The sequence below is a fragment of the Pseudomonas rossensis genome, assembly GCF_039888995.1.
Taxonomy (GTDB): Bacteria; Pseudomonadota; Gammaproteobacteria; order Pseudomonadales; family Pseudomonadaceae; genus Aquipseudomonas; species Aquipseudomonas rossensis.
In genome coordinates this window covers 1-7058 of record NZ_JBBWCB010000206.1, presented here as the reverse complement: position 1 = coordinate 7058, position 7058 = coordinate 1, and the positions used below count along the sequence as shown (strand labels likewise).

Genomic DNA, 7058 nt, shown 5'->3' with positions numbered 1-7058 from the left:
GAATGACCCACCGCTTTCGCGAGCAGGCTCGCTCCCACATTGAGAATGCGCAACGCACAAAAAACCCCATGGTCGCTCATGGGGTTTTTGTGTTTTCAGCGTCGGGTTTTATGCTGGAGCCGAGGTCCGGATCAAGTGATCGAATGCGCTCAGGGAGGCTTTGGCGCCCTCGCCCACCGCAATCACGATCTGCTTGTACGGCACGGTGGTCACGTCACCGGCAGCGAACACGCCCGGCATTGAAGTCTCACCGCGGGCATCGACGATGATCTCACCGCGGGGCGACAGCTCGATGGTGCCTTTGAGCCAGTCGGTGTTGGGCAACAGACCGATCTGCACGAAGATCCCTTCCAGCTCGACGGTACGCAACTCGTCCGACTGACGATCCTTGTAACGCAAGCCGTTCACCTTCTGACCGTCGCCCAACACTTCAGTGGTTTGCGCACTGGTGATCACGGTGACGTTCGGCAGGCTGTGCAACTTGCGCTGCAAGACCGCATCGGCGCGCAGCTGCACATCGAACTCCAGCAGTGTTACGTGGGACACGATGCCCGCCAGGTCGATGGCCGCTTCGACGCCGGAGTTACCGCCGCCAATCACCGCCACACGCTTGCCTTTGAACAGCGGACCGTCACAGTGCGGGCAATACGCCACGCCTTTGTTGCGGTATTGCTGCTCACCCGGGACGTTCATTTCACGCCACCGCGCACCGGTCGCCAGGATCACGGTCTTGGCTTTCAGGGTCGCGCCGCTGGCGAAGTGGACTTCGTGCAACTCGCCGTTCTTGCCCGGCACCAACTTGTCGGCGCGTTGCAGGTTCATGATGTCGACGTCGTATTGCTTGACGTGCTCTTCCAGCGCCACAGCCAGTTTCGGCCCTTCGGTTTCCTGCACGGAGATGAAGTTCTCGATGGCCATGGTGTCGAGCACCTGCCCACCAAAACGTTCAGCCGCCACACCGGTACGAATGCCTTTACGGGCAGCGTAGATCGCGGCCGAAGCACCGGCCGGGCCACCGCCGACGACCAGTACGTCAAAAGCTTCTTTGGCGCTGATCCTCTCGGCCTGACGCTCGATGCCGCTGGTGTCGATTTTGGCGAGGATCTCTTCCAGGCCCATACGACCCTGACCGAAGTTCACGCCGTTCAGGTAAATGCTTGGCACGGCCATGATCTGACGGTCATCGACTTCGGCCTGGAACAGCGCGCCGTCAATGGCGACGTGGCGGATGTTCGGGTTAAGCACGGCCATCAGGTTCAATGCCTGGACCACGTCCGGGCAGTTCTGGCAGGACAGCGAGAAGTAAGTCTCGAAGTTGAACTCGCCTTTGAGCGAGCGGATCTGTTCGATCACTTCAACGCTGGCCTTCGAAGGGTAACCGCCGACTTGCAGCAGGGCCAGCACCAGGGATGTGAATTCGTGGCCCATCGGGATGCCGGCGAAACGCAGGCTGATATCGGCACCCGGGCGGTTGATCGAGAACGATGGTTTACGTGCATCGTCACCGTTGTCGAGCAAGGTAATCTGGGTGGAAAGACTGGCAACGTCTTTGAGTAATGCGAGCATTTCCTGGGATTTCGCACCGTCGTCGAGGGATGCAATGATCTCGATCGGCTGGGTGACCCGTTCCAGGTATGACTTCAACTGGGCTTTAAGATTGGCGTCCAACATACGGGCGATTTCCATTCTGTTTGGTGAAGAGACGAAAACATAAAAAAACGCCCGAGCGAATCTCGCCCGGGCGTTTTTTAAAGGGCGGTTGCAGCTTACTTAGGTGCGGAAACCCGCCCTGATGATGCGATTCACAGACTTAGATCTTGCCGACCAGGTCCAGGGACGGAGCCAGAGTGGCCTCGCCTTCTTTCCACTTGGCTGGGCAAACCTGACCTGGGTGAGCAGCGACGTACTGTGCGGCCTTGATTTTGCGCAGCAGCTCGGAAGCGTCACGGCCAACGCCGCCGTCGTTCAGTTCGACGATTTTGATCTGGCCTTCAGGGTTGATCACGAAGGTGCCACGGTCAGCCAGACCTGCTTCTTCGATCAGTACGTCGAAGTTGCGGGAGATGGCGTGAGTCGGGTCGCCGATCATGGTGTACTGGATTTTGCCAATGGCTGGCGAAGTGTTGTGCCAGGCTGCGTGGGCAAAGTGGGTATCGGTGGAAACGCTGTAGATCTCGACGCCCAGCTTCTGGAACGCGTCGTAGTTGTCAGCCAGGTCTTCCAGTTCGGTCGGGCAAACGAAGGTGAAGTCGGCAGGGTAGAAGAACACGACAGACCACTTGCCTTTCAGGTCAGCGTCCGACACTTTTACGAAGTCGCCATTTTTAAAGGCGTCAGCTTTGAACGGTTTAACTTGGCTGTTGATGATAGGCATCGATGACTCTCCGTCAGGGTTGAAAAGTTTGGTTGAGAAGTTGATGGAGTGAATCCTACCGACTCGATTGCCGGATGGCTCATTGGCAAAGCTCATGCTGCTCATTGGTTTTCGCTATTAGCCGAACGTATTAATAGAAGAAAACTTACTTAGCAGCGCCAATGGTTTTTTCCGCGAGCGGTGTCATCCCGAGAAACGGGCTGGCTTCAACATAGCGCATGGCGGACTTCATATCCTTCCAGCCCACGTAACTCATCAACGACTTCAAGTCCCACCCGCTCTGATGGGCCCAGGTGGCAAAGCCGCGCCGCAATGAGTGACTGGTATAGTGCTCGGCCGGGATGCCGGCGCGCTCCAGCGCCTGGCGCAGTAACGGGATCACGCTGTTGGCATGCAGCCCCTCCTCGCTCAGGTGGCCCCAACGGTCGATGCCCCGGAATACCGGTCCACGGACCAGCGCGGCTTCGGTGATCCAGTCGATGTACGCCTGCACCGGGCACAGGTGCTGCAACGCTGGCGTCTGGTAAGTCTTGCCGAGGTTTTCGCGGTCGCTCTTGGTTCGCGGCAAATAGAGCGTGATGCCTGAGCCGGCAGCCGCTTGCACGTATTCGATCTGTAGCCGGCACAACTCATCACTACGAAAGCCGCGCCAGAAGCCCAACAGAATCAGCGCGCTGTCACGTCTGGCCCGCAACAGAGCCGGTTGATCGTGTTCAGATTTCGCGGTTTGTGCTTCTTGCTCCAACCAGGCAACCACTTGCTCCAGATGCTGAAGCTGTAACGGCTCGGCCTGTTTTTCTTGAGCCGGGTGTAGCGAGCGAATGCCCTTGAAGACCTTGCGCACAACTGGCGCCTTGGTGGGGTCAGGAAAACCCTGACTGTTGTGCCATTGCGCCAGCGCTGACAAACGCAACTTCAAGGTATTGATCGACAGCACACCCGCATGAGCGACGAGGTAGCGCGCCACGCTATCGCTGGTCGCCGGCAGGAAGCCGCCCCAACTGACTTCGAAATGCTCGATAGCCGCCCGGTAGCTGCGACGGGTGTTGTCGCGGGTGGCGGCTTGCAGGTAACGATCCAGCTCAGTCATGGGCTCAACTCTCTAAAACGTACCGCTTTGGCGGGTGAAAACGCGCCACAGGGCTCATCACACGGGGTAATACCAGTATATCCCGCATGAATACCTATCGTATTTTAAGTTTTTCATTAGCGTGGTACATTGTGTACTTAAGTGGCATGTACCACAGTACGAAATCGTAGGAGAACTCATGGCTCGTGGCGGTGTAAATAAAGCAGTGGTCCAGGCAGCACGCTTGGCAATTTTGGCTCGCGGCGAAAACCCAAGCATTGATGCGGTACGGATCGAAATGGGCAACACGGGCTCGAAAACCACGATTCATCGCTATTTGAAGGAGCTGGATGACGGCGCCGAACGCGCCGAAGCGTCGTCAGAACCCATTGATGACGAGCTGGCGGGACTGGTCTCGCGACTGGCACAAAGACTCAAGGAGCAGGCTCAGGAGCCCATCGATCAGGCCCGCGAGCAGTTCGACAAACAAAAGAAAGAGTTGGATACGCAACTGCATGAAGCCCAACAAGCCAACACGCAATTGCAGCAGCAGTACGAGATTCAAAGCCTGGCACTGACTCAAGAGTCCGAGACCCTGCAAGAAACCCGCGCCATGCTGCAGACCGAACAAACCCGCAACGCCGGACTGAACCAGGCGCTGGCCGATTTCGAATTACGCTTGCAAGACAAGGATGAGCAGATTCGCTCACTGGAAGAAAAGCACCTTCACGCTCGCGACGCTCTGGAACATTATCGCAACGCCATCAAAGAACAGCGCGAGCAGGAACAACGCCGCCACGAAAGCCAGGTGCAGCAGATTCAGATGGAATTGCGCCAGGCCCAGCAGAGCGCATTGGTGCGCCAGGATGAGATCACGCAACTGCACCGCGACAACGAGCGTTTGTTAACGGAGAACCGTGGCACCCTGAGAGAGTTGAGCCTGCTGCAGGATCAACTCAAGCAAACCAACGCTCGACAGGATCAACTGCTGGAACAGGTCAACCGTATCGACAGCGAACGCACCCTCCTCCAGGAACGCTTGCGCGCTGCCCTGCTGGAAAGCCAGTCGCTGAAACAGAGCGCCGATGAGCAGTCGCAGATAAACAAAGCGCTGGAAATTGAGTTGATCAAGACTCAGGCGAGCCTCGATGAGAGCGTGCGCCTGACGGCCGTCATTGCGACAGCGCCAGACGCATCAGAGCCCCGAAAGGACGATTAACCCGCGACCGGCGTGCGCATGGTGACGAACTCTTCGGCGGCAGTTGGGTGCACGCCGATGGTTTCATCGAAATCGCGCTTGGTGGCACCCGCCTTCAAGGCGATCGCCAAGCCCTGCACAATTTCCCCTGCCTCCGGACCGACCATGTGACAGCCCAGAACCTTGTCGGTCTTGGCGTCCACCACCAGTTTCATCAGGGTGCGCTCCTGGCATTCGGTCAGGGTCAGCTTCATGGGCCGGAAGCGGCTTTCGAAGATCACCACATCGTGACCGGCCTCCCGGGCCTCTTCCTCGGTGAAACCGACCGTGCCGATGTTCGGCAAGCTGAATACCGCGGTCGGGATCATCTTGTAATCGACCGGGCGATACTGCTCAGGCTTGAACAAGCGACGCGCAACGGCCATGCCCTCAGCGAGCGCTACCGGCGTCAACTGAACCCGACCGATCACATCGCCAAGCGCCAGGATCGACGGTTCAGCAGTCTGATACTGCTCGTCGACCTCGACGAAACCTTTCTTGTCGAGTTTGACCCCAGTGTTTTCCAGCCCAAGATTGTCGAGCATCGGACGGCGACCGGTGGCGTAGAACACACAATCCGCTTCCAGCTCACGGCCGTCCTTGAGGGTCACCTTCAGGCTGCCATCGGACTGCTTGTCGATGCGCTCGATGTCGGCGTTGAATTGCAGGTCCATGCCGCGCTTCGTCAGCTCTTCCTGCAGGTGTTTGCGCACTGCACCGTCGAAGCCGCGCAGGAACAGCTCACCGCGATAAAGCAACCTGGTGTCGGCGCCCAGACCGTGGAAGATCCCGGCGAATTCAACGGCGATGTAACCACCGCCTACCACCAGAACGCGCTTGGGCAGCTCTTTGAGGAAGAACGCCTGGTTGGAACTGATTGCATGCTCATGCCCCGGAATTTCCGGAATCTGCGGCCACCCACCGGTAGCAATCAGGATGTTTTTGGCGGTGTAGCGCTCGCCATTGATCTGGACCTGGTGCGGATCAACGATTTTGGCGTGGCCTTCATGCAAGGTCACGCCACTGTTAACCAGCAGATTGCGATAGATACCGTTCAGGCGATTGATCTCGCGATCCTTGTTGGCGATCAGGGTTGCCCAATCGAACTTCGCTTCGCCCGGCGTCCAGCCAAAACCTTGCGACTGCTCGAAGTCTTCGGAGAAATGCGCGCCGTAGACCAGCAGCTTCTTCGGCACACAGCCGACATTCACACAAGTGCCACCCAGGTAGCGGCTCTCGGCCACAGCCACTTTCGCGCCAAAACCGGCCGCAAAACGCGCAGCCCGCACACCGCCGGAACCGGCGCCAATCACATAAAGGTCAAAATCGTAGGCCATTTTCAATCTCCTCGGCAGTCCACAAGCATACCCGCAGACGTCCGCTGGGCAAGCGCTGCAATCGATATGGGGACGGAAAATGAAAAAGCCACCCGAAGGTGGCTTTTCAATACAAGTGGGTCAGAGGCTATTAGTAGGCCTTGCCAGTCTTGTAGAAGTTCTCGAAGCAGAAGTTGGTGGCCTCAATGTAGCCTTCAGCGCCACCGCAGTCAAAACGCTTGCCCTTGAACTTGTAGGCAATCACGCAACCGTTTTTCGCCTGCTTCATCAGGGCGTCGGTGATTTGAATCTCGCCGCCTTTGCCTGGCTCGGTTTGTTTGATCAGCTCGAAAATATCCGGCGTCAGGATGTAACGACCGATGATCGCCAGGTTCGACGGTGCGTCTTCCGGGGCTGGTTTTTCGACCATGTTGCGAACGCGGTACAAATCATCAGCGATCAGCTCGCCGGAGATCACGCCGTACTTGTTGGTTTCCTGCGGATCCACTTCCTGGATCGCAACGATGGTGCAGCGATACTGCTCGTACAGCTTGACCATCTGGGTCAGGACGCCGTCGCCTTCGAGGTTGACGCACAAGTCGTCCGCCAGCACTACCGCGAACGGTTCGTCGCCGATCAGCGGGCGGCCAGTCAGAATGGCGTGGCCCAGGCCTTTCATTTCGGTCTGGCGAGTGTAGGAGAACGAGCACTCGTCCAACAGTTTACGGATGCCGACCAGGTATTTTTCCTTGTCGGTGCCCTTGATTTGGTTTTCCAGCTCGTAGCTGATGTCGAAGTGGTCTTCCAGAGCGCGTTTGCCGCGACCGGTAACGATGGAAATTTCGGTCAACCCAGCGTCCAGTGCTTCTTCGACGCCGTACTGGATCAGTGGCTTGTTTACCACCGGCAGCATTTCTTTGGGCATGGCTTTAGTCGCTGGCAGGAAGCGAGTACCGTAACCGGCTGCTGGGAACAAGCATTTCTTGATCATAAAAGTCCTTGATAGGGCTGTGTATACGAGTTTCGGCGCAGTCTAATCAGGCGGCGCGCACCTTACAATGC

6 protein-coding genes are annotated in these 7058 nt (G+C 57.6%); 1 reads left to right on the top strand and 5 read right to left on the bottom strand.

Annotated elements, in window-relative coordinates:
• Nucleotides 1–108 precede the first annotated feature (108 nt).
• The 3 genes from ahpF to WLY71_RS28770 all read right to left on the bottom strand — a co-directional run bounded on the left by ahpF (nucleotide 109) and on the right by WLY71_RS28770 (nucleotide 3464).
• Nucleotides 109–1671, bottom strand: a complete 1563-nt coding sequence (ahpF, locus tag WLY71_RS28780; protein WP_347806271.1) for an alkyl hydroperoxide reductase subunit F — start codon at nucleotides 1669–1671, stop codon at nucleotides 109–111.
• A gap of 139 nt (nucleotides 1672–1810) precedes the next feature.
• Complete coding sequence (gene ahpC, locus WLY71_RS28775; RefSeq protein WP_007975937.1) at nucleotides 1811–2374, bottom strand: alkyl hydroperoxide reductase subunit C; 564 nt, start codon at nucleotides 2372–2374, stop codon at nucleotides 1811–1813.
• 145 nt (nucleotides 2375–2519) lie between these two features.
• On the bottom strand, nucleotides 2520–3464 hold the full coding sequence (locus WLY71_RS28770; RefSeq protein ID WP_347806270.1) for a site-specific integrase: 945 nt from the start codon (nucleotides 3462–3464) through the stop codon (nucleotides 2520–2522).
• A gap of 178 nt (nucleotides 3465–3642) precedes the next feature.
• Between WLY71_RS28770 and WLY71_RS28765 the strand changes: the two genes are divergently transcribed.
• Nucleotides 3643–4662, top strand: coding sequence for a DNA-binding protein (locus WLY71_RS28765; protein ID WP_347806269.1), 1020 nt, complete (start codon nucleotides 3643–3645; stop codon nucleotides 4660–4662).
• Here the strand turns inward: WLY71_RS28765 and gorA are convergent.
• Nucleotides 4659–6017, bottom strand: coding sequence for a glutathione-disulfide reductase (gorA, locus tag WLY71_RS28760; RefSeq protein WP_347806268.1), 1359 nt, complete (start codon nucleotides 6015–6017; stop codon nucleotides 4659–4661). The two genes, WLY71_RS28765 and gorA, sit on opposite strands and share 4 nt — an antisense overlap.
• Before the next feature lie 130 nt (nucleotides 6018–6147).
• On the bottom strand, nucleotides 6148–6987 hold the full coding sequence (gene galU, locus WLY71_RS28755) for a UTP--glucose-1-phosphate uridylyltransferase GalU (protein WP_129444518.1): 840 nt from the start codon (nucleotides 6985–6987) through the stop codon (nucleotides 6148–6150).
• Between the last annotated feature and the right edge of the window lie 71 nt (nucleotides 6988–7058).

Excerpts from the sequence above, each read along its gene's own strand:
- ahpF (WP_347806271.1), bottom strand. The coding sequence starts at position 1,671 with ATGTTGGACGCCAATCTTAAAGCCCAGTTGAAGTCATACCTGGAACGG.
- ahpC (WP_007975937.1), bottom strand. The coding sequence starts at position 2,374 with ATGCCTATCATCAACAGCCAAGTTAAACCGTTCAAAGCTGACGCCTTT.
- WLY71_RS28770 (WP_347806270.1), bottom strand. The coding sequence starts at position 3,464 with ATGACTGAGCTGGATCGTTACCTGCAAGCCGCCACCCGCGACAACACC.
- WLY71_RS28765 (WP_347806269.1), top strand. The coding sequence starts at position 3,643 with ATGGCTCGTGGCGGTGTAAATAAAGCAGTGGTCCAGGCAGCACGCTTG.
- gorA (WP_347806268.1), bottom strand. The coding sequence starts at position 6,017 with ATGGCCTACGATTTTGACCTTTATGTGATTGGCGCCGGTTCCGGCGGT.
- galU (WP_129444518.1), bottom strand. The coding sequence starts at position 6,987 with ATGATCAAGAAATGCTTGTTCCCAGCAGCCGGTTACGGTACTCGCTTC.